The organism is Hyphomicrobium sp. 01T421 (assembly GCF_056398805.1).
This window is the reverse complement of sequence record NZ_JBFTQC010000001.1, coordinates 990,534-1,016,024: the sequence shown is the minus strand read 5'-3', so window position 1 is coordinate 1,016,024 and position 25,491 is coordinate 990,534. Positions and strand designations below refer to the sequence as shown.

General features: G+C 61.3%; 24 protein-coding genes. 17 read left to right on the top strand and 7 right to left on the bottom strand.

The features are described from left to right. Positions 1-220: 220 nt before the first annotated feature. Positions 221-904, bottom strand: coding sequence for an SOS response-associated peptidase (locus AC1DK3_RS04660; protein WP_477191110.1), 684 nt, complete (start codon positions 902-904; stop codon positions 221-223). Positions 905-992: 88 nt separating this feature from the next. Here AC1DK3_RS04660 and AC1DK3_RS04655 point away from each other — a divergent pair, with 88 nt between their 5' ends. Then, positions 993-1,421, top strand: coding sequence for a TIGR02301 family protein (locus AC1DK3_RS04655; protein WP_477191109.1), 429 nt, complete (start codon positions 993-995; stop codon positions 1,419-1,421). A gap of 136 nt (positions 1,422-1,557) precedes the next feature. Beyond that, entirely contained in the window at positions 1,558-1,824 is a 267-nt protein-coding gene (locus AC1DK3_RS04650; protein ID WP_477191108.1) for a hypothetical protein, read from the top strand. Positions 1,825-1,854: 30 nt separating this feature from the next. Here the strand turns inward: AC1DK3_RS04650 and AC1DK3_RS04645 are convergent, their stop codons facing one another. After that, on the bottom strand, positions 1,855-2,520 hold the full coding sequence (locus tag AC1DK3_RS04645) for a LysE family translocator (RefSeq protein ID WP_477191107.1): 666 nt from the start codon (positions 2,518-2,520) through the stop codon (positions 1,855-1,857). A gap of 229 nt (positions 2,521-2,749) precedes the next feature. On the opposite strand from AC1DK3_RS04645, the gene AC1DK3_RS04640 reads away from it, so the two are divergent. Together AC1DK3_RS04640 and AC1DK3_RS04635 are read left to right on the top strand one after the other, a co-directional pair. Further along, complete coding sequence (locus AC1DK3_RS04640; RefSeq protein ID WP_477191106.1) at positions 2,750-3,259, top strand: hypothetical protein; 510 nt, start codon at positions 2,750-2,752, stop codon at positions 3,257-3,259. Positions 3,260-3,384: 125 nt separating this feature from the next. Continuing rightward, entirely contained in the window at positions 3,385-4,134 is a 750-nt protein-coding gene (locus AC1DK3_RS04635; RefSeq protein ID WP_477191105.1) for a L,D-transpeptidase, read from the top strand. Positions 4,135-4,170: 36 nt separating this feature from the next. Here AC1DK3_RS04635 and AC1DK3_RS04630 read toward each other — a convergent pair whose 3' ends face one another. Further along, positions 4,171-5,508, bottom strand: a complete 1,338-nt coding sequence (locus tag AC1DK3_RS04630) for a dihydroorotase (protein WP_477191104.1) — start codon at positions 5,506-5,508, stop codon at positions 4,171-4,173. Between the two features lie 83 nt (positions 5,509-5,591). On the opposite strand from AC1DK3_RS04630, the gene ygfZ reads away from it, so the two are divergent. The 8 genes from ygfZ (at position 5,592) to AC1DK3_RS04590 (ending at position 13,053) form a co-directional block, all read left to right on the top strand. Further along, a complete protein-coding gene (ygfZ, locus tag AC1DK3_RS04625) occupies positions 5,592-6,497 on the top strand; it encodes a CAF17-like 4Fe-4S cluster assembly/insertion protein YgfZ (RefSeq protein WP_477191103.1) in 906 nt (301 codons plus the stop codon). Beyond that, the gene (locus AC1DK3_RS04620; RefSeq protein WP_477191102.1) at positions 6,494-7,102 is read left to right on the top strand and encodes a DNA-3-methyladenine glycosylase I; all 609 of its coding nucleotides are present in this window, start codon (positions 6,494-6,496) and stop codon (positions 7,100-7,102) included. Before ygfZ ends, AC1DK3_RS04620 begins: the two co-directional genes overlap by 4 nt. Then, the gene (locus AC1DK3_RS04615) at positions 7,099-7,707 is read left to right on the top strand and encodes an HD domain-containing protein (protein WP_477191101.1); all 609 of its coding nucleotides are present in this window, start codon (positions 7,099-7,101) and stop codon (positions 7,705-7,707) included. The genes AC1DK3_RS04620 and AC1DK3_RS04615 overlap by 4 nt, the downstream gene beginning before the upstream one ends. Before the next feature lie 109 nt (positions 7,708-7,816). Next, entirely contained in the window at positions 7,817-8,872 is a 1,056-nt protein-coding gene (locus tag AC1DK3_RS04610; RefSeq protein ID WP_477191100.1) for an NUDIX hydrolase, read from the top strand. Positions 8,873-9,058: 186 nt separating this feature from the next. Further along, positions 9,059-10,117, top strand: coding sequence for a quinolinate synthase NadA (nadA, locus tag AC1DK3_RS04605; protein ID WP_477191099.1), 1,059 nt, complete (start codon positions 9,059-9,061; stop codon positions 10,115-10,117). A 35-nt stretch (positions 10,118-10,152) separates the two neighbouring features. Next, positions 10,153-11,817, top strand: coding sequence for an L-aspartate oxidase (locus AC1DK3_RS04600; RefSeq protein ID WP_477191098.1), 1,665 nt, complete (start codon positions 10,153-10,155; stop codon positions 11,815-11,817). Next, positions 11,805-12,689, top strand: coding sequence for a carboxylating nicotinate-nucleotide diphosphorylase (nadC, locus tag AC1DK3_RS04595; protein WP_477191097.1), 885 nt, complete (start codon positions 11,805-11,807; stop codon positions 12,687-12,689). Before AC1DK3_RS04600 ends, nadC begins: the two co-directional genes overlap by 13 nt. Positions 12,690-12,825: 136 nt before the next feature. After that, positions 12,826-13,053, top strand: a complete 228-nt coding sequence (locus tag AC1DK3_RS04590; RefSeq protein WP_477191096.1) for a hypothetical protein — start codon at positions 12,826-12,828, stop codon at positions 13,051-13,053. Here the strand turns inward: AC1DK3_RS04590 and ppdK are convergent. Further along, on the bottom strand, positions 13,050-15,761 hold the full coding sequence (gene ppdK / locus AC1DK3_RS04585) for a pyruvate, phosphate dikinase (RefSeq protein ID WP_477191095.1): 2,712 nt from the start codon (positions 15,759-15,761) through the stop codon (positions 13,050-13,052). The genes AC1DK3_RS04590 and ppdK overlap by 4 nt on opposite strands. 150 nt (positions 15,762-15,911) lie before the next feature. Here ppdK and AC1DK3_RS04580 point away from each other — a divergent pair, with 150 nt between their 5' ends. After that, the gene (locus tag AC1DK3_RS04580; RefSeq protein WP_477191094.1) at positions 15,912-17,318 is read left to right on the top strand and encodes a dipeptidase; all 1,407 of its coding nucleotides are present in this window, start codon (positions 15,912-15,914) and stop codon (positions 17,316-17,318) included. Between the two features lie 57 nt (positions 17,319-17,375). After that, entirely contained in the window at positions 17,376-18,347 is a 972-nt protein-coding gene (locus tag AC1DK3_RS04575) for a ribonuclease T2 family protein (protein ID WP_477191093.1), read from the top strand. A gap of 22 nt (positions 18,348-18,369) precedes the next feature. On the opposite strand, the gene AC1DK3_RS04570 is transcribed toward AC1DK3_RS04575, so the two are convergent. Next, complete coding sequence (locus AC1DK3_RS04570) at positions 18,370-19,125, bottom strand: hypothetical protein (protein ID WP_477191092.1); 756 nt, start codon at positions 19,123-19,125, stop codon at positions 18,370-18,372. 269 nt (positions 19,126-19,394) lie between these two features. Further along, a complete protein-coding gene (locus AC1DK3_RS04565) occupies positions 19,395-20,216 on the bottom strand; it encodes a TorF family putative porin (RefSeq protein WP_477191091.1) in 822 nt (273 codons plus the stop codon). 388 nt (positions 20,217-20,604) lie between these two features. Here AC1DK3_RS04565 and AC1DK3_RS04560 point away from each other — a divergent pair, with 388 nt between their 5' ends. The 3 genes from AC1DK3_RS04560 to AC1DK3_RS04550 all read left to right on the top strand — a co-directional run bounded on the left by AC1DK3_RS04560 (position 20,605) and on the right by AC1DK3_RS04550 (position 24,450). Further along, positions 20,605-21,345: an SDR family oxidoreductase gene (locus tag AC1DK3_RS04560; RefSeq protein ID WP_477191090.1), complete on the top strand. Its 741-nt coding sequence runs from the start codon at positions 20,605-20,607 to the stop codon at positions 21,343-21,345. A gap of 195 nt (positions 21,346-21,540) precedes the next feature. After that, positions 21,541-22,926 (top strand): glucosaminidase domain-containing protein, encoded by a 1,386-nt coding sequence (locus AC1DK3_RS04555; protein ID WP_477191089.1) that lies wholly within the window; start codon positions 21,541-21,543, stop codon positions 22,924-22,926. Between the two features lie 30 nt (positions 22,927-22,956). After that, positions 22,957-24,450, top strand: coding sequence for a glucosaminidase domain-containing protein (locus AC1DK3_RS04550; RefSeq protein WP_477191088.1), 1,494 nt, complete (start codon positions 22,957-22,959; stop codon positions 24,448-24,450). A 43-nt stretch (positions 24,451-24,493) separates the two neighbouring features. On the opposite strand, the gene AC1DK3_RS04545 is transcribed toward AC1DK3_RS04550, so the two are convergent. Next, positions 24,494-25,465 carry a hypothetical protein gene (locus AC1DK3_RS04545; protein WP_477191087.1) on the bottom strand — a complete coding sequence of 324 codons (972 nt, stop codon included), beginning with the start codon at positions 25,463-25,465 and terminating at the stop codon, positions 24,494-24,496. Between the last annotated feature and the right edge of the window lie 26 nt (positions 25,466-25,491).

Genomic DNA, 25,491 nt, shown 5'->3' with positions numbered 1-25,491 from the left:
TCTCCCCATTTCCCCTGGCCAAATTCCTTGGCCATGTCCCCTTGGCGCCGAACGGGCCCAAGCCACGCGGCCGTAAAAGCCGGCCGTTCCCTTGCTAGCTATCTACACTTGGATAACAAACAGGTCTTCACTTTAAGGGTAATGTTTAGGTTAGCGCCGATTTGGGTGGACTGCGAGCCGGGCGTGACGCGCGAGGCCGGGCTTCCCGAAAAGCGGGTCGCTACAGCAGCGTCGAAAACTCCGGCTGTTGAAGTTCCGGTCCCTCCGCACGCGCATCGTTCAGCTTGGGATTAACCGCGGTCGCGGAGAGGCGCCCGGGGCCATATGGTTTGAGAAGGTGGCGCACGCCTTCGGCGGTTCCCGGCCGGCAGTCGAGCCAGCGATCGAAGTCCCCCTGGTCAAGGATCACCGGCATCCGGTCGTGCAGGCGCGCCATCTCGTCGTTCGCGGCGGTCGTCAGGATCGCCATCGTCTCGATTTCGCTCCCGTCGGCGCCGAGCCATCCTTCCCAAATGCCGGCGAGCGCAAAAAGCTCTTGATCTTTCAGCCGGATGAGGTGCGGGCGGCGGGCGCCTCGCTTACCGGTCCATTCGTAGAAGCCGGTCGTCGGCACGAGGCACCGGCGATGGCGCATGGCACCCCGGAAAGCGGGTTTCTCGGCTGCCGTTTCAGCCCGCGCGTTGATCAGCGGCGAGCCCAGCGTTTTCGGATCTTTCAACCAGGACGGGATGAGGCCCCAGCGCACCAGCTGCAGCTCGGGCCGGTTATGCACGTCGTTTCGGGCGATCAGGACGGGCTGCGACGGCGCAATATTATAGCGCGGCGGGAAATCCTCGACGCTTGGCGCCCTGAAGAAAGCCCGCACGGCCTCAGCCGGAGAGGTCAAACTGTATCGTGCGCACAAGTCCGGTTGGTCCTTTTTGATGCGGGACGAAACTTGAATATAAGCGTTCGCTGCTCTGCCGCCCAGAATCTGCTTTAAGCAGGCCGACATGAGAAAGCCGGACCGGATCGTGGAACGTCGCACACCCTACATTTGGCGAAACCTTGGGTCGCCTCTTCTGGCGTTGATGATGCTTTGGGCAGCGGCCAGTGGTCCGGTCATGGCTGCGTCCGACACGAAGCCATACGACGACAGACTGCTCAGGCTGTCAGAGATCCTCGGCGCCGTTCACTACCTCCGCGAGCTTTGCGGCGCCAACGAAGGCCAGTACTGGCGCGACCGCATGCGCGACCTAATGGACGCCGAGGGATCGACCGCACTCAGACGCGCGAAGCTGACCCGCGCGTTCAACCAAGGCTATCGCAGCTATAGCCGCACCTATAATACGTGCAGCCCCTCCGCCCAGACGGCCATCAATCGATTTCTCTCCGAAGGCTCCGAACTTTCGGACGGCCTCTTGAAGGCGTTTCCAAACTGATCTCGCGAAATCTCGCTTAACGCCGGGCCGTTCCTTTTCACACGGTTTACTGTGAATAGTGGCAGCTTCGACCTATCGCAAAAGGTCGTGCTAGGTGACAACCGGTGGGAGCCGATCGCATAGGCGACGGCCAGGGATGAGGGAAGATTGGGACCGCATGGAGTGCTTCGAGGACATCGATACTAAGAACCCGACGCTGAAGGCGCTGGACCTCATTCTCGCCGCTTGGGACGAGGGCGTCGATACGGGGGTCGAGCCGCAGCAGATGGCCTATGCGGCGCTCTTCACCGCACTCACCGATCTGGTCGCGATCTACGGCGAAGATGCCGTCATCCATTTGACGCGCGGATTGGAAAAGCGCGTCGTCGAGGGCGAATTCACGCTGACGCGCCGCGACCAATAATCAGTCGCGACTAATCAGGCAGGACCGGCGCTAGAAATTGCCGGATTTCATCACGACTTCGGCGATCAATACGCCGCCGAAGAGGGCGAGCAGCAAGCCCGCGACCCTGTTGACGATCTGCAGCACGTGCAGGTCGATACGGTGCCGATAGCGGCTGATGATGTTCGACAGCGTAATCCACCACAGCATGCTGCCGCAGACGATCGCCGCGACCAGCAGCAGGACGTCGATCGTCGAATGGACTTCGACGAATGTGGTGACGCCGCCGAAAACGGCGAAGAGGCCGAGGACGGCCCCGGGGTTTGTAACCGTCAGGAAGAATGTCTGCGGGATGTCCCAGACAAAGTCCCTCAGGCGGGCAGTCTGCGCATCTGCCTCAGACGCCATCTTCAAACGCGGCGCGCTGAAATAGAGGCGAAGGCCAAAAGCGATCAGCGCCAAGCCGCCGATGACCTGGATAATAGCGCGGTGTTCCTGAACGACGCCGGAAACCGTGCCGACGCCCAGGCCCGCACACAGCGCTATCAGGCCGTCGCCCATCACCGAGCCGATACCGGCAGCAATCCCGCCCCAGAAGCCGCGCTCGATTGCGCGCTGGATGCACAGGACGTTGACAGGACCAACGGGGGCGGCAATGAGCATCCCAACGATCAGGCCAATCGGGATGATGAGAGGGTTCGGGATATAACTCAGCAATGGGTATGAGCTCGGTGTCGGAGTTGGGGGCATGTTGTGCTAGGCGGCGTTCGCAAATCCACCAGTGCTCCTGGCAACACGGCCATTGGCGCGACGGCTACAGGGATCAACGGAAGGCGCAACTGCAATGTGGGAAATCCCTCGAGCAACATGCAAAAGGCGACTTAGGTCTGTCCGGCAGGCGCTCGTTCAGAGAGCAGGCCTGCTTGGGGTACTCATAGTACTCGTAGTGGCGGGAACCGCACTTGTCCACGTTGCAGCGGCGGGGACCAACGAAGCCGGCAACAACGTGAAGCTACCGCCTCATGTCGAAGACCTTCGCGATGTGATCCTGACGGCCGCGCACTCGGGCAATATCGAGGAACTGAAGACAGCATTTGAAGTCAGCGGGGTCGTACCGGACCTCGGCATTGACGCAGCGGGCGATCCGATCAAAGCGCTGAAGGAACATTCGGAGGATCACGAGGGCCGGGAAATTCTCGCCGCGCTCATTCAGGCATTCGAGATGCCGCCCGTCGCCCTGCCGCTCGGCAACGACATCGAGAACAACTTGATCTATGTCTGGCCCTATCTCGCCGAGCGCCCGATCGACAAGCTCACGCCTGCCGAGGAAGTGGATCTCTACCGTCTCGTCACGCCAGCCAAGGCTGTCGAAATGCGGGAAAAAAAGCGCTGGTTGTGGTGGCGCCTCGTTATCGCGGCTGACGGGTCTTGGACCTCGTTCAAAAAAGCAGACTGAACGTCAGCGCATTGCTCCGATGCGTTCGTCTTGCATCACCAATTGCCGCAGCCGGGTATTCAAGCTCCGACGGAAAGGGTTATTCCGCTCGTTACAAGTTAAACGAAGAGCGAGGGATTTCATCGATGAAGAGTATGTCGCTTTTGGCAGCAGCCGTTCTGAGCTGCGCCATTGCCGCGCCGGCTTATGCCTTTCATCCTTCCGAAGAGAGTTACGGATACGTCGCCCCCAAAAAGCTGGATCGCAAGCAGCGCGATAGTGCCCGCCGAGACGGACAGCAGCTTTTCGGAATGGGGTGGGATTGGGACCAGCCAGCACCCAGCGACCGCCGTGTTCCCGGCCAGGCGCCGGGTTCCCTGACCGGCGGCGGACAACCGCGCATCGCAGCGAAGGCGCCACCGAAGGTGCCGTTCCAGAGCGGCTATGAAGCCGGTTCGATCGTGATCGATACGGCGGGACGGCGCCTCTATTACGTGCTCGATTCCTCGACGGCCTATCGCTATCCGATCGCCGTCGGCAAGCAGGGTTTTGCCTGGTCGGGCACGGAAAAGATCACGCGGAAAGCTGCTTGGCCGGACTGGATTCCGCCGGCGGAGATGCGCAAGCGGAGGCCGGAGCTGCCCGTCCGGATGTCGGGCGGCGTCCGCAATCCGCTCGGCGCGATGGCGCTTTATCTCGGCAATACGCTCTACCGCATCCACGGCACGAACGAAGCTTCCTCGATCGGAACGGCGTCATCATCGGGTTGCATTCGCATGACCAACGGTAATGTCGTGCACCTTTCGGGCCTCGCCGAGGTCGGCACGACCGTCCACGTGCTGAAGCAGTTGCCGCCGGAACCGTCGCGCGTCGCTAAAACCGGCAGCGAAGGCTGACCGGGTCCGCATCGCGTTCAGCATCAGTTTTCGGCCTCAGCCGGCGAAGCCCTCGAGAAAACCGACGGGCTCTCCGCCGGCGGGGCCGATGATCTCCCCTTCCCACATCACCTTCCGGCCGCGAACGATCGTTCCGACCGGCCAGCCTTTGACTTTCACGCCATCGTAAGGCGTCCAGGCGGCGCGGCTTTCGATCCAGCCGTTCGTAATCGTTGCGGTCCGATGCAGGTCGATGATGGTCAAGTCGGCGTCATAACCAACGGCGATGCGCCCCTTCGAGCGAATTCCGAATAGGCGTTGCGGGCCGTGGCTCGTCAGATCGACGAAGCGCTGCAAGGACAGGCGTCCCGCATTGACGTGATCGAGCATAATCGGAACAAGCGTCTGCACCCCGGTCATTCCGGAATGAGTGTCGGGATAAACGTGATCCTTCTCCTCGCGCGTATGCGGCGCGTGATCGGAGCCCAGAATGTCGACTACCCCTGACTGGAGCGCGGCCCAGATCGCCGAGCGGTGCCGCGCATCCCGAACGGGCGGGTTCATCTGAACGTAGGCTCCGAGGCGCTCGTAGCACTCCGGGCCTTCCAGCGTCAGATGATGGGGCGTCACCTCGACCGTCGCGTAGGTTTTGTGATCCCTCAGGAATTCCATCTCCTCGGCCGTCGAGACGTGCAGCACGTGGACGCGCTTGCCATGCTTCTCGGCCAAGCCGACGAGCCGCTTGGTCGCGATGAGGGCCGCCTCCGGATCGCGCCATTCGGGGTGCGACGAGGGATCGCCCTTCCGCCGCAAATGCATCCTCGACTTGAGCCTTGCTTCGTCTTCGGCATGGAAGGACGCCCGGCGCGAAATCTTGGCGATGATCTGGTCGAGGGTCACGCCGTCATCGACGAGGAGATCGCCGGTAGACGACCCCATGAACACCTTCATGCCGGCCGAGCCTTCGAGCTTCTCGAATTCGGGGATGTCCGCCACATTATCCCGGGTTCCGCCGACGAAGAACGCGAAGTCGCAGAACATGCGGTGGCGCGCGCGGCGAACTTTGTCGGCGAGGGTTTGGGCGCTCGTCGTCAACGGCTTCGTGTTGGGCATCTCAAAAACTGCCGTGACGCCGCCTGCGACGGCCGCCCGGCTGCCGGTCGCGAGATCTTCCTTATGCTCAAGGCCGGGTTCACGGAAATGCACTTGCGTATCGATGACACCGGGAAGTATGTGCAGGCCCTTCGCCTCGATGATCTCCGGGGCCGAGGCCGAGCCGCCGAGATCGCCGACGGCGGCGATCCTTCCGCTCCGGATTGCGATATCGCGGATGCCTTCTCCGTCATGGTTGACGACCGTCGCGCCCCTAATAATGACGTCGAACGTCTCAACCATCTTGCAGTGCTCCTTAGGCTTGCATACGAGAAAAGCCCCGCATACGTAACTCTTCCCCCATTTGCAACCGAGGCGTGAATCTCATGTCTGCCGCAAAGCTAGTGCGCCTTGCTGATCGTGGTGTCGTCAGCGTCACCGGCACGGACAGCGAAAAGCTGCTGCAAGGGCTGGTGACGAACGATATCGGGGGCCTTACCCAAGGTGAAGCGCGTCACGCGGCGCTCCTTTCGCCGCAAGGAAAAATCCTCTTCGACTTTTTCGTCGTCGGCCAAAGCGGCGGGTACCTTCTCGATGTCCTTCGTTCGAGTGTCGGCGATCTCGTAAAACGGCTCTCGATGTACAAGCTTCGCGCCGATGTCATCATCACTGACATTTCGGAGTCGTTTCGAATCGAGGCCGCGTGGGGCGACGCCGCGACGAGTTTTCACCGTAAATCCGCCATGCATTTTTCGGACCCCAGGCATTCACTTCTAGGCGTTCGCCACCTGATCGACGCCCGATTGGACGACGATTCCGCGACCGGATTCGAGGCTCCGAATACGCTTCGCGATTACGATGCGCTTCGCGTTTCGCTCGGCGTGCCCGAGGGCGGACGAGACTACAATTTCGGCGACGCATATCCGCACGAAGCGGATTTCGATCTGCTCAACGGCGTGTCGTTCTCGAAGGGCTGTTACGTCGGACAAGAGATCGTCGCGCGGATGCAGAACAAGACCGTCGTACGCAAACGCGCCGTCAAAATTTCCGGCGCGGCTCCCCTCACCTCAAACGACGATGTGCTTATCGGAGATGTTGCGATCGGACGTGTCGGCACCGTCGACGGTCGCGATGCCATCGCCATGCTTCGGCTCGACCGAGCGCTCGAAGCGAAGGAGAAAAATCAGACACTCACAGCGGGCGGCGTCGCGGTCACTGTCGACCATATCGCGCTCGAGAATTACCGCGCATCGGCAGCGGCGCGATCGTCAGCGGCTCTACCTTCGCCATGATCACATCAAAGGAGATCGAACGCTGCCCGTGGGCCGGCGCGGACGCCACCTACATTCGTTATCACGACGAAGAGTGGGGCGTGCCGATGACCGACGATCGTGCGCTCTTCGAGAAGCTGATGCTCGAAGGTTTTCAAGCTGGGCTCTCGTGGATCACGATCCTCCGCAAGCGCGAAAATTTCAGAAAGGCGTTCCACGATTTCGACGCGGCGCGCATTGCTTCGTACACGGCGCGCGATATCGATCGCCTGCTCAAAAATGAAGGCATCATCCGGAACCGCGCCAAGATCGAGGCGACGATCGGCAATGCAAAGACCTATCTCGAAATTTCCGATCGGATGCCGTTCAATCAATATATATGGGGCTTTGTCGATGGTCGTCCGATTATCAATTCGCTCGCATCAACGAAAGACGTAAAGCCCGAGACCGACGTTTCCAAGAGAATGAGCAAAGCACTCAAAGCCGACGGCTTCCGCTTTGTCGGATCAACGACGCTCTACGCATTCATGCAATCGACGGGCATGGTCAACGATCATCTCGTCTCGTGCTTTAGGCACGGCGCGTGCGCCAAACTTCAAAAGAAGCTGAAGATCGCAGGACTATGAATCCATCACGCGCGAAAATGCCGAGAGCCTGGCAGCGCATGCTGTCGGGACGCCGGCTCGATCTACTCTCGCCGGAGCCTCGCGACATCGAGATCGAGGATATCGCGCACGGGCTCGCGCGCGTTGCACGATGGAACGGACAGACGAAGGGCGATCACGCTTTCTCCGTCGCTCAGCATAGCCTCGTCGTCACCGACATCTTCGAAGCTCTGTGGCCGGAGTCGACATCGAACGAGCGTCTCGCGGCGTTGCTTCACGATGCGCCCGAATACGTCATCGGCGATCTTATCAGCCCTTTCAAAACCGCCATCGGACTCGACTACAAGGCATTCGAACTCAATCTGCTCGATGCGATCCATCGGAGGTTCGGCGTTGGGCAATTAAGTGTCGCTGCTGCGACGGCGATCAAGGATGCGGATACGATCGCGGCCTATTACGAAGCGACGCTGCTCGCCGGTTTCGAGACAGCCGAGGCGGAATTGTTTTTTGGAATTCCGAAGCTGCCGAAGGAACTTCATAGCGCTCTCGCCGTTCTCCATCCCGTATCGGCGAAGGATGCCCAAACTCAGTTTCTTTTGAGGTTTGAGGAATTGTCCGGGCGCTGACAATTTGGCAATTTTGGGGCAGGTTCGCGGTTTTCATTTGGGGCGTCTATCTGAAAATCGCCATGATCGCCCACTAGCTCGCCTCATGGGGAGCACGGGGAAGACAAACATGAACATGGAACTTTCTGGCAGGAGAAAACCGACGCCTGAAAAGTCTCAACTCGCTCCAGAAGACGAGCACGAGTTAGAGCCTTCGTTAGGCATCGGACTAAATGCGGCGATCGTCGCCGTATCAGATAACGAACCAGTCGCACTTGTCGTTCGGGGCGATCCCGACAGCATGGGTGCAACAGACGTATTGCCGTTCGGGCCTTTTAATCCGCGCGAGCACAGAACATTGGAGAGCGGCTTACGAGCCTGGGTTCAAGACCAGACCGGTTTGGACCTCGGCTATGCCGAGCAACTTTATACATTTGCTGATCGCGGCCGGCACGCCACCCCAGGCGACGCTGCGCCGAATTATGTTTCTATTGGTTATCTTGCATTGACGCAGGCTGTCGGACACCATGGATTAACCAATGGTCTCTGGCGGAGTTGGTACCAATATTTTCCTTGGGAAGACTGGCGTCGCGGGCGCCCCGAAATCATCGCCCGGGACATTGAGCCCCGTCTCAAAGCATGGGCCGAGAAGCCTGTGCTGACGACGGGCTCCCAACCTTCGATCGCCCGTGGCGATCGAGCACGTATCTGCTTTGGCTTAGACGGCACGGCGTGGGACGAAGAGAAAGTTCTCGAGCGTTTCGAGCTTCTCTACGAAGCGGGTCTTGCCGACGAAGCCGCACGGGACGGACGCAACGGAGCCGACGAATGGACCGACAGGCCCAAACTCGGTCTACCGATGCAAGCCGATCACCGTCGGATACTTGCGACTGCGATCAGCCGCACGCGCGCCAAGATCAAATACCGGCCCGTCGTCTTCGAGTTGATGCCCGACGACTTCACACTCTACGAGCTTCAGAAGACTGTCGAAGCCATTCTTGGTCCGCATCTCCATAAGCAGAACTTCCGGCGACTCGTCGAAGGCGCAGGCCTCGTCGAACCGACGGGAGAAGTCAAAACGCGGACAGGTGGACGCCCGGCGAAACTTTTCCGTTTCCGCCGTGAAGTCCTTCTCGAGAGACCGGCACCCGGCGTCAGGGTCTCGGCACCTCCGAGCCGCAGCTAACGACCCATGGTCGAAATTCCAGGGCGGGAACCTCCGCCCTGGAAATTTGTTCGAACTTCCACTATTTTATCAGTGTTCAGGGGTGCTCGCGGCGAGCATTTCGATGCACGGTGTGAGCGGCGAATGTGCCGGCGTATTCCACACCCCGAATATGCTCGTTTCGAGCATATATGGAGGGCGACTACAATGGCTGTTTCTGTCTCAGGCTTGGCGACGCCGGTTTCGCCCCGGGTTCTCGCGAAAACGGCGCCCCTGTTTACCTGGTCCCCCGCCCTCGAAGCGGAGATGGCTCCTCTTTATGCCCGAGTTAAGCACATCATCACCCCGATGGAGTGGCCGCACTATGCGCCGCTCATCAAGTCGATCAATGCGCTGAAGGCGCAGCGCAACGCGGTCATACTGGCGCATAACTACATGACGCCGGAGATCTTCCATTGCGTCGCGGATTTCCGCGGGGACTCGCTGCAGCTCGCCAAGGAAGCCGCGCGCACCAACGCGAAGGTCATCGTGCAGGCCGGCGTGCACTTCATGGCCGAGACGTCGAAACTGCTCTCGCCCGATAAAACCGTGCTCATCCCGGACATGCGCGCTGGTTGTTCACTCGCCTCGTCGATCACGCCCGAAGACGTTCGCATGCTGCGCGAGGCTTATCCCGGCGTGCCGATCGTCACGTACGTGAACACATCGGCGGCGGTGAAAGCCGAATGCGATATCACGTGCACGTCGTCCAATGCCGTCCAGGTCGTAGAGAGCCTCGGCGTGCCTCGCGTGCTTTGCATTCCTGACCAGTATTTGGCGAAGTGGGTGCAATCGCAGACCAAGGTTCAGGTGATCGCCTGGAAAGGCGCGTGCGAGGTGCACGAGCGCTTCACGGGCGAAGAGCTTCGCGCGATGCGGGCCGACGAGCCCGGTCTCAAGATCATCGCGCATCCCGAATGCCCGCCTGACGTGATCGAAGCCGCCGACTTCACCGGCTCGACGTCTGGAATGATCCACTGGGTGAAAGAAAAGCGGCCCCGGAAGGTTATGCTCGTCACCGAATGCTCAATGGCGTCCAACGTCGCGGTCGAAGTTCCGGATGTCGAGTTCATCCGGCCGTGCAACCTTTGCCCGCACATGAAGCGCATCAGCCTTGAAAACATCTACGAGAGCCTCGTGCACATGCAGTACGAGGTGACCGTCGATCCGGATGTCGCCGAGCGCGCGCGCCGCGCGGTCGAACGCATGGTTAATCTCACCAACTAGCTCTTCGGGACCACATGCCCCAGGAGGGCAATCTCATGGCCGCATCGACGAAACGTCGCGCCGCTACCGAGTTCAAGGGCTTCAAAGGCGAACCGGGCCCCGGAGACGTCGTGATTATCGGCGCCGGGCTCGCGGGACTTTTCACCGCGCTGAAGCTTGCGCCGCTGCCGGTGACAGTCATAGCCGCCGCGCCTCTCGGTGAAGGCGCGTCGAGCATGTGGGCACAGGGCGGCATCGCCGCCGCTGTCGGCGAAGGCGATAGCACGGCCAAGCATGCCGCCGACACGATCGAGGCGGGAGCGGGCATCGTCGACCCGGAAGTCGCGCGGTTGGTCGCCGAAGAAGGTCCCGATCGTATCCGCGATCTTCTCGCCTATGGTGTGCCTTTCGACCGCGATCTCAAAGGTCACTACATTCTGTCAAAGGAAGCGGCGCATTCCGAGAAGCGCGTCGTCCGGGTGTCGGGTGACAAGGCGGGCGCCGCAATCATGCAAGCGCTTATCGCAGCCGTGCGCGCAACGCCGTCGATACGCGTGCTCGAAGGATACGAAGCCGATGATCTCATCGTGGCGAACGATCGGATCGAAGGCGTCCGGCTGATCCGGCCGACGGCGCTCGGCAATGGCCGGTATGCCTTCGTTCCGGCATCTGCGGTCGTCGTCGCGACGGGTGGGGTCGGCGCGCTATTCGCGCTGACGACGAACCCCTCCTATGCGAAAGGCGAAGCGCTTGCGATGGCCGCATGCGCGGGCGCGGTGATCGCGGACCCGGAGTTCGTGCAATTCCACCCGACCGCCATTGACGCGGGCATCGATCCAGCGCCGCTCGCGACGGAAGCTCTTCGCGGCGAAGGTGCGACGCTCATCAATTCAGACGGCGAGCGCTTCATGCTTGCTATCGACCCACGGGGCGAACTTGCGCCGCGTGATGTCGTTGCGCGCGCCGTTTACAACGAACTCAACGCGGGCCGCGGCGTCTATCTCGACTGCCGCACGGCGATCGGCGCCAACTTCGAAAAAGAATATCCGACCGTCTGGGGCCACTGTCAGCGCGCGGGCATCGACCCGTCGAAGGAACTGATCCCGGTGGCGCCGGCCGAGCACTATCACATGGGCGGGATCGCGACCGACGCGAACGGGCGCACGAGCCTCACGGGACTTTGGGCCGTCGGCGAAGTTGCTTCGACTGGGCTTCACGGCGCCAATCGGCTCGCGTCGAATTCTCTGCTCGAGGCCGTCGTTTTCGGTGCGCGCGTCGCGAGCGACATTCGCAACCTTCTCCCGCACGATCGCGTGGGGCACTTCGTCGTACCGCACCGCATTCCGGGGAGCGGCCGCGCGGCCGATACGGCTTCGCGGCAAGACGCCATGGATGCTTTGCGCGTCATCATGACGAAATGCGTAGGCGTTCAGCGCTCCGGAAAGGGTTTGAAAACGGCGCTTTCGGAGCTTAGGGCGCTTAGCGCCGCAAGTTCGAACGATCGCGTGCTCTCGAACATGCTTCTCGCCGCGCAGTTGATCGCGGCTGCAGCGCTGCTTCGGAAGGAAAGTCGCGGCGGTCATTACCGCACCGATTATCCGAAAACGAACCCTGCGCTTGCGCGTCGGACGTTCATCACGCTCGCCGATCTGGAAACGATTGGCGAAAAATCAAAAAAAGCTCACTGCGAACCACCGGCGCTAGCTCCATGCGGGACATGACGGCCCCCTCTTCCTCTTTCGCCACGCTCCTTCCCAATCTTGTTCTTGCCGCCGTACGAAACGCGCTCGAAGAAGACCTCGGGCTTAGCGGCGACATCACCACGAACGCAACGGTTGCGCCGGACGTACGCACGGAGGCACTCCTTGCGGCGCGCAAACCCGGCATCGTATCCGGCGTAGCGTTAGCGGAAGCTGCGTTCCGCGAGCTCGATCCGGAATGTGCTTTCACGATCGAGATCGAAGACGGCAGCGCGGTGACGGCCGGCGGCACGATCGCACGCATTTCGGGGAACGCGCGCGCCATTCTCTCAGCGGAACGCGTCGCGTTGAACTTCATGGGCCGCATGTGCGGGATTGCGACCTTCACGCGCCGTTATGCCGATGCGGTGGAGGGGACCAGCGCCAGAATTGTCGATACGCGCAAGACGACGCCCGGATTGAGAGCGTTTGAAAAATATGCCGTGCGATGCGGCGGCGGTCACAATCATCGCTTCGGTTTGTTCGACGCGGTTCTCATCAAGGACAATCACATCGTTGCGGCAGGCGGCATCGAAGCCGCGATCAAAGCCGCAAAGGCGACGGCCGGGCATATGACGAAAATCGAGGTCGAAGTCGACACTCTCGATCAGCTTGAAATCGTCATGCGGGAAAAGATCGACTGCGTGCTTCTCGACAACATGGCTCCGGCCGAGCTGCGGAAAGCGGTCGCCATTGTGGCCGGGCGGTGCCTGACGGAAGCCTCGGGCGGCGTTAACTTCGATACGGTCAGAGAAATCGCCGCAAGCGGCGTCGACATGATTTCGGTCGGTGCGCTCACCCATTCAGCGCCCGTTCTCGATCTCGGGTTGGATTTTGTGACGCCCGTGAAATAGACGCCGGCTCGCAAAGCTTGAATTCGCCATAGTCACTGCGCATTTGGCACGGCGCGCCCGGCGTTCGCGCCGGGCAACTTGATTTGGCGGGATGTGCTAGAATAGGAATGTCCGGTTGGACATGGAGGGAAATTCCATGGCGATGCAGTGGATCGTGCTTTGGGGCGGGACCGCAATCGCCGCTTCAATTCTCGCGGGCATTTTGGCTGGCGTCAAAAATCGAGACTATTCGTATTGGGTCGCGTGGAGCTTCGTCGTGCCACCGGTCGTCGTCTGGTTGCTGTTTCTGCCCAAGCTCAAAGGTCCGCGTCCGCGCCAGCCGCGCCTTGACGAGATCGACCGGCGCGACAACGGTCCTTACTAGGATGCCTTCTGCTCACGGCGCCGCCGGCGAATAGCGGCCTGCGCCGCCGAGAGGCGTGCAATCGGCACGCGATAGGGCGAGCAGGAGATGTAGTCGAGGTCGACCGACTCGAAGAAGCCGATCGATCTCGGATCGCCGCCGTGCTCGCCGCAAATGCCGGTCTTGAGATTGGGCTTCGCTGAACGGCCGCGCTCCACGCCGATCTTGACGAGTTCGCCAACTCCCGCCTGATCGATCGACACGAACGGATCGATCGCGATCACCTCGTGCTCGAGGTAGTTCGACAGAATGGGCGCCGCGTCGTCGCGCGAGAGGCCGAGCACCGTTTGCGTCATGTCGTTCGTGCCGAACGAGAAGAAGTCGGCGCCCAACGGTCCAGCTGCGATGTCGGCCGCACGCAGAGCCGCCCGGGGCAGCTCGATCATCGTGCCGATATCGTAGGGTATGGCGATACCCTGTTCCGCTTCGACGGCCTTTGCCGTCTCCGCGATGACTTCGCGCAAAATGTCGAATTCGCGCCGGTAGGCAATGAATGGGATCATGACCTCGGGCCGGATCGCCTCGCCCGTTTTCTTCCGGGCGTTGACGGCGGCTTCGAAAATCGCCCGCGTCTGCATGCGCGTGATCTCGGGAAATTTGATGCCGAGACGGCAGCCGCGGAAGCCGAGCATCGGATTGAATTCCTCAAGCTCGGCGACGCGCGCCTTGAGCCGCATGAGATCCATGCCGAGGGCCGCCGCGACTTGCGCCGCCTCGCGATCCTCGTGGGGCAGAAATTCGTGAAGCGGCGGATCGAGCAGACGGATCGTCACCGGCAGCCCGGCCATAATCTCGAACAGTTCCTCGAAGTCGGCACGCTGAACGGGGAGGAGTTTGTCGAGCGCTTGCTGGCGCCCCTCCTCGTCCTCAGCGCAGATCATTTCGCGGACGGCGAGAATGCGTTTTTCCTCGAAGAACATATGCTCGGTTCGGCAGAGGCCGATGCCTTCGGCGCCGAACGATCTTGCCTGGCGCGCATCACGCGGCGTGTCGGCGTTGGTGCGCACCTTCATGCGGCGCGTGGCGTCGGCCCATTCCATGATCGTCGCGAATGTGCCGGAAAGCTGCGGCGGCAGCATCTTCGCCTTGCCCGCATAGACGCGGCCCGTACTGCCGTCGATCGAGATGATGTCACCGGATTTGAACGTGCGGGCACCCGCCCGCATGATGCCGGCGTTGGCGTCGATCCTGAGCGTTCCCGCTCCCGATACGCAGGGCCGGCCCATGCCGCGCGCGACGACGGCCGCGTGACTGGTCATGCCTCCGCGCGCGGTCAAAATGCCGACGGCCGCGTGCATTCCGTGCACGTCCTCCGGGCTCGTCTCGGAACGGACGAGGATGACGTCCCGGCCCTTGGCTTTCAGCGCTTCCGCCATCTCCGAATGGAACACGATCTCGCCGGAAGCCGCCCCGGGCGACGCCGGCAGGCCTTTCGCGATCAGATCATGCTCGGCGACCGGATCGATGGCCGGATGCAAGAGCTGATCGAGTTGCGACGGCTCAATTCTGAGAATGGCTTCATCCTGCGTGATGAGGCCTTCCGCGGCGAGGTCGACTGCGACCTTGAGCGCCGCTTCCGTCGTTCGCTTGCCCGAGCGCGTCTGCAGAATCCAAAGCTTTCCGAGCTGGACGGTGAATTCGACGTCTTGCATGTCGCGATAGTGCTGCTCGAGGCGGTCGAAGATCTTCCTCAACTCCGCGAACACTTCCGGCATCGCGACCTCGAGCGAAGCCTCGGATGTTTCGCCCGTGCTTTTCTTCGTCAGGGCGTGGGGCGTCCGGATGCCGGCAACGACGTCTTCGCCCTGCGCATTCGGCAGATATTCGCCGAAGATTTCCTTCTCGCCGGTCGACGGATTGCGGGTGAAGGCAACGCCGGTCGCGGAGTTGTCACCGAGGTTGCCGAAGACCATCGCCTGAACCGTGACGGCGGTTCCCCAGCCGTCAGGAATGTCGTGCAGCCGGCGATAGGTCTCGGCGCGCGGATTATGCCAGGAATCGAAAACCGCGGCGATCGCGCCCCAAAGCTGCTCGCTCGTATCTTGCGGAAACGGCGCGCCGTGCTCGCGCTCGATCGCAGCCTTATAGTCCGCGATGATTTCGTGCCACGCTTCGGCGTCGAGGTCTGTATCGGCCGCGAAGCCGTTGAGATTTTTGAAATTCTCGAGAATGTCCTCGAAGGCCCCGTGATCGACGCCGAGCACGACGTCGCCGTACATCTGGATGAAGCGGCGATAGCTATCGAAGGCGAAGCGCGCGTCGCCTGTCAGCTGTGCCAGCCCCTCGACCGTCTTGTCGTTGAGACCGAGGTTCAAAATCGTGTCCATCATGCCCGGCATCGAGGCGCGCGACCCCGATCGCACCGAAACGAGGAGCGGACGTTTTTCGTCGCCGAATTTCGCCGAAACCGTGTTGCCGATGGCTTCGAGTGCCTGCATGACCTCGCCCTTCAGGGCCTCGGGCAGCTTGGAGTCTGCGGCAAAGAAAGCTTCGCAAACCTCGGTCGTAATTGTGAAGCCCGGTGGCACGGGCAAGGCCAGGGACGCCATCTCGGCAAGATTGGCGCCCTTTCCACCCAGCAGTTCGGCCATGCTGGCGCTGCCCTCGGCCCTACCCGGCACAAAGGCATAAACCCATTTCTTTTTGCCGTCGGCGTTCGGCTGTGCCATCAGACCTCCAATGCGGTCTTCATGCTGCCCACCATTCTCGTCAGGAGTGATCGGCGCAGGGAGAGGTGCCATAGCAAACGGGACCCGGTATTCCTAGCTCAGGAATCCGCTTCCCCCGCCGCTGGCGAACAAGTCGGAAAGTCTAGCACGATGCGCACGCTTGAAACCGTTCTCGATACCCTCGGCCAGTCGAAATCGGCGGGCCTCGATCGATTGTTCGAACTTTTGCGCATCGATAGCGTATCGACCGACCCGGCGTATAAGGCCAGTTGCGTCAAAGCCGCGGAATGGTGCGCGGCGACGCTTCGAGACATCGGGTTCGCCGAGGCCAAGGTTGTGCCGACAAGCGGCCATCCGATGGTCGTGGCCCATGATCGGCTCAATCGTGATCCGAATATGCCGCACGTCCTGTTCTACGGCCATTATGACGTACAGCCGCCGGATCCGCTTGATCTCTGGAAGACGCCGCCGTTCGAGCCGCGCATCGCGAATGAGCCGGGCAACGGCGACGTGATCGTCGCTCGGGGCGCCGAAGACAACAAGGGTCAGCTGATGACCTTCTTCGAGGCGGCAAGGGCCTGGAAAAAGGTTGCGGGCGATCTGCCGATCGCCGTTTCGGTGCTGATCGAGGGCGAAGAAGAGTGCGGCTCGCCGTCTCTCCCGGACTTCCTCGCCAAGTATGGCGACGAGCTCAAAGCCGATCTCGTGCTCGTTTGCGACACCGGCCAATGGGACAAGGATACGCCCGCCATCACCACGATGCTGCGTGGCCTCGCCGGCGACGAGCTCGTAATTACAGGCCCGACGCGCGACCTCCACTCGGGCATCTACGGCGGGCCGGTCGCGAACCCCATTCGCGTGCTCGCCAAGGTCATGGCCGCCCTGCACGACGAGACCGGCAGGATAGCCGTTCCGGGCTTTTATGACGGCGTCAAGGAGCCGACGGCCGAACAGCTCGCGCAGTGGAAGTCGCTGAATGTCAGAGCCGATACGTTTCTGGGATCGGTCGGGCTCAACGTTCCCGCGGGCGAAAAGGGCCGCTCCGTCATCGAGCAGCTCTGGTCGAGACCGACGCTCGAGTTCAACGGCGTGACCGGTGGATACCAGGGCGCCGGCACAAAAACCGTCATTCCGGCAAAGGCGTCCGTGAAGATCACCTGCCGGCTCGTTCCCGGCCAAAATCCCGATCTCGTGCTGAAGGCCATTCACGACTACGTCGAAAAACTTATTCCGGCCGATTGCAAGGCGACGTGGCTCGGCCATCGGGGCGGGTCGGGCGCGATCATGTTCGACACCAGCGATCCATCGATGCGCGCGGCCGCGAAGGCGCTCGAAGAGGAATGGGGAAAGCCTGCCGTACTGATGGGAAGCGGCGCGTCCATTCCCATCGTCTCGTCGTTCCGCGACGCGCTCGGCATGGACAGCCTGCTGATCGGATTCGGCCTAGACGACGACCGCATTCATTCACCGAACGAAAAATACAACGTGCGAAGCTTCGAGAAGGGCGCCCGCAGCTGGGCGCGCATTCTTGCGGCACTCGCAAAGCAATCCGCATAGGCTGCGGCGCTATTCGCCGTGGCGCGACTTCGCACGTAACCCGACCGGGACGATGAAATGCTGAGACCACATATTCTTCTCACGATTTTGGTCTTCGCGCTGCTTGGCGTGTACATCGCGCATTTCGCCATCGAGCAACGGACGGCCTTGTCACCTGGCAATGTGACGACCGGGAATACGGGGGCTGGCAGCGGCGCGAGCGGATCAAACTCGAACGAATCAAACAGGCGCGCCGACAACGGAGATTACGGCTCGCGTTCGAACGACAACGGTTCGGACAACCGTTATGGCGGCTACGGCCGAAACGTGCCGGGCGAATTCGATTATTACGCGCTCGTTCTGTCCTGGAGCCCGACCTACTGCGCGGGAGAGGGCCGCGACCGGGCCGATGACACGCAGTGCAATCGCCGCGACGGCCGCCGCTACTCGTTTGTCCTCCACGGCCTCTGGCCGCAATATGAAAACGGCTACCCGTCGAATTGCCGATTGCCGCGACGCCCGTTCGTGCCCGACACTGTCATCTCAAGCATGCTCGACGTCATGCCGAGCCGCGGACTCGTGATCCACGAGTACCGGACGCATGGGACGTGCTCGGGGATGGACCCAGCGCAATACTTCGCGACGGCCCACCGGCTGTTCGACACCATCAACATTCCCGACCGTTTTCGAAATCCTTTCGAGTCACAGATCGTCTCGGCCGCCGACGTGGAGCGGGAGTTCCTGCGGGCCAACCCGCAGTTCCGGCCGGATATGATCGCCGTCGTTTGCGGCGGCGCGGGCGCAAGTCTGAGGGAAGTCCGGTTCTGCCTGTCGAAAGACGGTAAGCCACGCGCGTGCGGCCAGAATGAAACGCGGCGCAAGCTCTGCACGGCCAACCAGGTTTTCATTCCTCCGGCACGTTCGGCGACGGACAGTCAGCCATCGGGACAGCGGTCGGGATCCGCGAACGGAAGTCCGGCTGCAACCGACCGATCTTCCCCGCTTCCGGGGCCGCGAATGGATTACGACTACGGCCGCCACGCCCAGTGAGGGGCGCGCAGTGATGGCGCGGTCAGGCCACTCTACGGGCTCGCTCGGGCCGCCACGACCGCGGCGCGTCCGCAATCCAGCCGACGCCGCGGGGATGCTTGAAGCCTTCCAGCGTCATCGGATTGAGGCTCCAGCCGGCGGCGACGGCAAACACGTTCTCCTCGGTCGGATGCAGCAACAGCTGTCCGCCGACATCGCCGTGGCGCTCCGTGATCCCCCTGATCTCGACGTAGGATAGGCCGAGCCGCCGCTCCTCCGACGTCGGCTTACCCAAATCCCAGACGACGCCCGCCTCGCCTATCGCGAACGCTCTTTTCGGACGTCCCTTGTCCACGCGCGCCCACGCGTAGAAGTCGATGATCGGGAAGGACGCGAAGTACTGGACGCCGCGAAACTGTTTTCCGAGATGTTTCAGCAGCGGCGTCATCTTGTCGATGAACGGAGATCCAGCCGGTACCGGCAGCGCTTCACCTGCGACGATCGTCCAACCCCGAACAGGGGGCGAAATGAAGAGAAGTCCGGCCGAGACTTCGGGGTCATAAATCGCGCCGATGCCGGAATCCCAGTTCGCGGGACGCAAGCCGGTCAATCCCAGCGCGGCAGCCACCGCGTCACTGTCATCCGTTTGGATGGCAAGCCAAGCCATGTCGCGGCCGAAAGCGCGCGGCTGGTCAGGCGCATTCGCCAGCCGGACATGGTGCGTCAGGAAACGCGGCACCAAGACCTTGCCGGCGATCACCGTGGTCAGGATTACGAGCGCGAAGACCGATATGAGCACGGATTGAGCCGCAGATGACCAGGGAACCCTCGCATCAATCTCTGGCGTGAGTTGCGGAATTTCTCAAGTCAGGGCGTCAAGGCCGTTGGTGAAAACTTGAGGGTGTGGCGATGCCGGCTGCTCGCGTTTCGCGAGCCGGCCATAGAGTTTTGGCGATGCTCGGCGACACGCGTTCCGCGAGCCGGCCGCCGAGCATAATCGTCCTACACAAAAAAACCGGGGCCCGCACCGGCCCCGGCTCAATACAGTGACGGGATTAGATGGTCTGATTATGGAAGGTTCACGCCAGCCGTGAAGACGAAACGCGAGTCAGCCAAATCCAGCGATGAAGGATCGGCAAAGTCGGATCTGCCAAGGTTCGTATCCCAGTAGCGGAAGTCCATGAAGTACTTTTCGACGGTGAGCTTGAGACCGGCGTTCCAATAAACGTAGTTCTGAGCGTCGCAGCCGCAGATGGAAAATAGGCCAGCCTCGTTGCGAGAACCTGCCGTGTAGCCGACGACACCGCTGATAACCGGAACGAAGTTATGGAAGGTCGGCAGCGTGTAGGCCGCGTTGCCTTCGATCGTCCAGGTCTCGCCGTAGTTAAAGCCCTGATCAGGCGTGAAGTAACCGGTCAAACCGGTCGTCAAGTTCGTTACAGGCGTGATCGAAGCAGCGATCTTGAACTCGACGTAGTCGCCGTTGTTGTCCGGACCAGGAAATTTCGAACTACCGATCTGGTTGTCCGGATATGTGTAGTACAGGACACCAAGATCCCAGCTGACCGGCCCGGTAACAGGGCGGACGCCCGCATACATGTCGACCTCGAAGGGGCCGAACGGCTCTGCGATGTTCGATCCCCAGAAATCCAGGTACCAGGTCAGGTTTGGCGTTCCATAAGTGAATTCAATGAAAGGCTGGAATGCCGGATCCTGATTGCTGAACGATATACCGCGGAAGATATAATCGCTCGTGCCGGTGATGCTGATCGAGTAGCCGAACTTCCGCTCACCGTCCGCCGCATCGTCGGCAAGTGCCGCCGAGGACATGCCAAGCGCAGCAATCGCTGCGAAACCCGCCGCCCCCAAGAAACCCTTGATATTCGTCATAAGACAACCCCCGTCCCAGATCTGCGGCTCGCAACACCCGCTCAATGCGGACAACGCGACTCTCAACCGCTCCGACGTAAGGAAAACTTTTTCGGGCTGTCCACACAAGTCATTATACGTCGCATATTGTGACTTATGCTGACGATGTAACCGTGGGGCAACTCTGCTGCGATAAGAAGCCTGCGTCTTGCAGATATGCATTGAATTTGAGCAGCGAGACCCTTCGGCAAAGTGTGGCCGACGGTAATGTGCTGAAAAGAGTGGCAACTCGATGTGCGGGGTTTTAGCTCGGGTCGGCGCCGGGATTCGGTCTCGTAGCCGTGTTACGCATGGTGTGCTCGATAAGTCACTATTCCGGACCTGCCTCCCCCCTAATTAAACAGAGATCATGAACCAGCCTCAGAACGACTCTCCGACTGCTCTCATCACCGGGGCCGCGCGCCGAATCGGCCGGGCGCTTGCCATGGATCTCGCGAGCGACGGCTGGACCGTCGCCATCCACTATCGAAAATCGGATGACGAAGCCGAGAGCCTCGTCCGCGAGATTGTGGATGGGGGCGGTCGCGCAAAATCATTCCGCGCCGATCTCGCCGATCCCGATGCCCCGCGTCAGCTCGTGGCCGACGTCGTCCGCGACCTCGCCCCGCCAACGGTGCTCATCAACAACGCTTCGGAATTTCAACCCGACACAATCCAGAGCCTGGAGGATGCCACTTGGGATCTTCATCTCGGCATCAATCTCAAGGCGCCGATGTTCCTCGCGCAGGCGATGGCCGCGAGCCTGCCACCAGGTTGCGAAGGCAACATCATCAACATCATCGATCAGCGCGTTTGGAATCTGACGCCGGAATTCTTCTCGTACACGATTTCGAAAGCCGGGCTTTGGACGGCGACGCGAACACTCGCCCAGGCGCTCGCACCGCGCATCCGGGTCAATGCTATCGGTCCGGGTCCGGTGATGCGCAGCATCCATCAGACTGACGACGAATTCATTAGAGAGAGCAAGTCGACACTGCTCCAACACGGTGCTTCTGCAGAGGAAATTGCCGCGACTGTGAGGTTTATCCTCGCTACGCCATCGCTGACCGGTCAGATGATCGCTCTCGATGGGGGACAGCATTTAACGTAAACCAAACGTTGCGGCCGCTGGCCCCTGCCGCAATCTGACCGCGCATCTTTCTCATTCCCGCCCCATTGCTCCGCGACTCTCGATTCGGGATCCCGCTGGGGGTTTATCAACATTTTATTAACGTTAAGCGTCTACGAACCTTAATGGTTTTGTTGGGCGCCTTTACGGGGGTGCCGCGTGCTTAAGGGTGTATTCATGATTGGCCGTGCTCGGGCGCCGCTGGCGTTCGTCATCGCAGCAGCCGCGCCTTTGGCTGCCATGTCTCTGCCGGTTCAGGCAGCGGATCTTCCACAGGTTAAACTTAGCGCAAAGAACAAGGTTCCGGTGTGTGCCACGCCGGGACGGCTCATGGGCTTCCTCGAAAGCCGCAACCGCAGCATCGACCCGCGCTTCGAAAAAATCGCCGCGGATTACATGCGCGTCGGCAACGAACTCAATATCCGCTGGGACATCGCCTTCTTTCAGATGATGCTCGAGACGGGCAACCTGACCTTCAAGGGCGACGTCTCCTCCAAGCAGAACAACTTCGCCGGCATGGGCGCCACGGGCAAACATGTCCCCGGCGAAAGCTTCGCCGACGTCAGCACAGGCGTTAAAGCACATCTCCAGCATCTCCTGCTCTATGCGGGCGAGCACCTCGACGATCCGGTCGCCGAGCGCACGCGCAAAGTCCAGGAGTGGGGCGTCCTCACCGAGTGGCAGAAGACGCTCAACGGACCGATCGATTACAGCCAGCTTGCCAAGCAGTGGGCGCCGACATCTCGTCACTATGCCCGCGATATTGCTGCTCTTGCGGAGACGTTCTACGGCAGCCCGTGCAAGGGCGCCGACCCGCAGCCTGAACTTCTTGCCTATGCGAAGACGGGCAACGCTCCGGCCAAGACCGACGCCGATGCCAACGCCGCGCGCGTGCAAACCGCTTCGGTTGAAGACCCGAGCAAATCGACTGCCAAGCTTTCCGGCGCCGATCTCGCGCGGCGCGCCGTTGAAGAAGCCCGCAAATCCGGCTCCTTCGTACGCTCGGGTCTTGGCGGCGAATCCCTGATCGAAACAGCGAACGTCACTCCGGCGGTCGGCGAACCCGAAGTCGCGGACCAGACACCCACAGCCTTCAAGATCATCAACGCGGCCACGCCGTCAGACGATGCCTCGTCTGCGACCGGCGCCGATGCATCGGGCGCGACAGCTGACACGCGCGGCCCGGCGGACTCAGCTCCTGTCGAGCCTCCCGCGAAGAAAACTTCGACCAAGAAAATCCAGACGGCTGCGCTCGGCGCCGGAACGAAAGCGTCCGTCACGGCGGGCGCCGCCACAAAGTCGGCGATCATGGTTCCGCCCGCGGGCGTCAAGCCGAACTGCAAGGTCTGGACCGCGAGCTACGGCGGCGGTCATTCCGTCATCATCCGCGCGCGCGCCGATCATCAAGACAATTACACCGTCCTCGACGTCAACGAAGGTGCGGAAAAGCGGGAAGCCGAGGCTTACATCGCAGCCTACGCAAAGGGCGGCGAGACCGTCGGCGAATTCTCCAATCCCTCCCAGGCCCTCGACAAAGCTTTCGAGCTCTGCCCCGACGGCTGAAACCAACACATAATCTCAAAGGATAGTTGAATGGCGACTAAGTCGCTTGTATCGCGTATTATTGCCTGCACTCTAGCGTCTGCGTCGTTCGCGTTAGCGATCGACGCCGCCAACGCTGCGCCGCCCATTCGGATGAGCGAAAGCAACAAAGTTCCCGCTTGCGTTACGCCCGAGCGGCTCATGGCGTTCATTGGCGAACGCAATCCGAATGTCGATCCACGCTTCCGCGAAATCGCGCACTGGTACAAGCACTACGGCGAAGGCTGGCGCGTGCGATGGGACTATGCGTTCTACCAGATGGTCATCGAGACGAACTATCTGAAGTTCCGTCGTGAAGGCGGCAAGCGCGGCGACGTCTGGGAAAATCAAAACAACTTCGCCGGTATTGGCGCGACGGGCGGTGGTGTTCGTGGCGAATTCTTCCCCAACATAGAGACCGGCGTCCACGCGCAGATCCAGCACCTCGTCGCCTATTCGGGTGAGCGTCTTGCGGCTCCGGTCGCCAAGCGGACGCGGGAGAACCAGGACGACATCGCAGCTCAGTCGAAGCGTCTCGGGCGGCCGGTGACATTCGGCGATCTCGCACGCCGCTGGGCAGCCGACCGCGCTTATGGCAAGTCGATCGACATCATCGCCGGCCTCTATCAGAAGCGCTATTGCGATCCTGCGGCGCGTGCCGCCGAAGTGGATGCGGTTCCGGCTCCGCTGCCTATGCGCAGCGAATGGCGAGCCCCATTCCGTCCGCCGTCCGGACTTGGCGGTCCCGTGCCGGACGACCAGGCACCTTCGACGCCGGCTGCTGGTTCGAGTGAAAAGCAGCCTGCGGCCGGTTCGACTGAAAAGAAGCCTGCGGCCGGTTCGACTGAAAAGCAGCCTGCGGCTGCGGGCGTCCCCAAAAAGCCGGCTGCGAAGGCCGCGAAGCCTGCTGCGAAGCCTGCTGCGAAGCCTTCGGTCGCGTCCAAATCGCCGCCGAAGGTCAAGAAGACTTCGGCACAAGAAGCGAACAGCAAGAAGCGCACTCCCGACAGTTTCTCACCTCAGCTCATGAATACTTCATGGGCTGGGACCACTGTTGTGGAGCGGCAATTGCCGGCTGAAAGCAGCGGTCAGGACGATGCGGCGCGAGTTCCGGAGCCGGCGGTTCAACAGGCCGCGGCTCCGTCCGGCCTGTTTTCGATGCCGTGGCTGCCGACGTTCAAGATTACGCCCACTCCGCAAGAGCCTTCGCGTCTTGGCGGACCGCTTCCCGCCGAGCTCGGCGCGGCGGCAAAAGCTGCAGCGTCAGCTCCGGCGATGCCCTGCAAAGTGCTGACCGCGAGTTACGGGGGCACCAAAACGTTGCTGATCCGCTCTCACGCGGGTGCTGAAACGCAGTACACAGCACTGACGATCGTAGACGGCTTCGAGAAGTCGATGTTCGACGCGTATGCGCGAACTGAAGCGGTCGGTGCCGAGATCGTCGGAGAGTACGCGACGCCGGAAGCGGCTCTCCTCGACGCCAAGTTCAACTGCCCGGAAAATTAAGGGCCGACCGCGATCGGCGGACGGCGTTGCCGACCAGAAAACATTAATCGGACGATGGGGCGAAGTACTTGAGAGCGGCGGTCGAAGCGGCTCCGCCGACCACGCAAGGAATGCCGGCTACGCCCATCCCAGTCGCCGCAGCCGCGACGCAGCCGAGAGCGAAAACGGTTTGGCCGGTCTGTCCCCACCAGTTGTAGTTACGAAGACTTTCCGGGCCTTTGGCCTTTAGCTCGTCGATGGATGCGAGCGCGTCCTTGCGTAGTTTTGTCAGCTCGAGCGTTTCGGCGGCCTCGATGACTTCGGTGAGCGGCTTCCTGACTTTGGGATCGCTGTCGCTGGATATCTTTTTCAAAAGCAGCAGCAAATCGTCATTGCGAGACGCATTCTGCGCCAGCGTCCATTTCGCCATCGCGCCGATCGTCAACAGCTCGACCTTGTCTTTATCTTGCGCGAGTTCGAGCGCGCCCACGATGCGGCGGACGGGCGCTTCCCAACCAGTGGCAAAGTAATAGCCCCAGTTGAGATCGATGACGCCCGCGTCGTCCTTGATGGAAATTGCCGTAAGGGTCGGCTTATCGCCGAACATGTATTTGTCGATCAGAACCTTGCGCGCGGGCATGCGCTCGACGAACTTCGCCATCGTGTCGCGCCAGCGCGGGAGCCCCGAATAGGCGATCGCCTTGACGACGAGGACCTGGTCTTCGGGCGGCAGCGGAAACATCTTCGAGATGAGATCGTCGGCCATCTCCGGATTGGAGCCGAGGACACCTGCGACGAAGCCGATGTAGACTCCCGCCTGATCCACTTCCCTGATCGAGCCCTGCGCCGACATCGCCTTCACGGCTTCGGGCGCCCGTCGAGGCTCGGGATTTTTGCGGTAGCCGTTAATCCATTTCAGAAGCTCTTGCGCGTTCTCGAATGGCTTGACCGGCTTTTCCTTCATCGGCTTTGCCAGCGCCAATGCCGGCAAGACAACAATCAACGCGAGGCCGAGAACGGCGATGACGCGACGCATAACACCCCCCTCGGCGCTACTTTTTC